This is a genomic window from Klebsiella sp. JN_Kp121 (assembly GCF_040062145.1).
Classification (GTDB): Bacteria; Pseudomonadota; Gammaproteobacteria; order Enterobacterales; family Enterobacteriaceae; genus Klebsiella; species Klebsiella aerogenes.
On sequence record NZ_JBEAHX010000025.1, the window covers coordinates 1 to 502 of the forward strand.

Annotated in this window: 1 pseudogene; it reads left to right on the forward strand. The window is 44.4% G+C overall.

The features are described 5' to 3' along the window. Positions 1-77: 77 nt before the first annotated feature. Positions 78-502 (forward strand): annotated as a pseudogene (locus ABLU86_RS17730) (hypothetical protein); the annotation flags it as partial.

The window sequence follows — 502 nt, forward strand, 5'->3', positions numbered from 1 at the left end:
CTGCTTGCTATTTGAGCGAAAGGTAGTGCAATCTGTGTAGCCTCAGCTGAACCATGGAATTATGCCAGACAGATATGATGCTAGAATTCATGCTTTCTCAGTATGCTCAACTGCCCGTACCACAGGATATTCTCCATAGCTGGCTTGAAAAATGGATTTCTGAGCAGGAAAAATACTGTGTGGATAGCACCTTTTCAGCAAGGTTCCCGTGGAAAGAAACTGGCTTGCCACAGGAGTATTTTTTACAGCGAAAACTTAATATTGATGGACAGCATTTTCTTACTGGTCCGCGTTACCGTGGGGGCGATATCAATAGCCCTTTCATTGACATTGTCGCTTCAGACTCCAGTATAGATTGTTCTGTACTCAAATACGTTTGCCAAGAGTGGGCGCAGCTAAAGCCGCTGTACATTCGAATTCTCACGCCCGGCCATCATAAAAATCAGGGTATAACAGATCAATTCATCTATGCATCCTGCCTGTCAGGTGCCTCAGAATATCA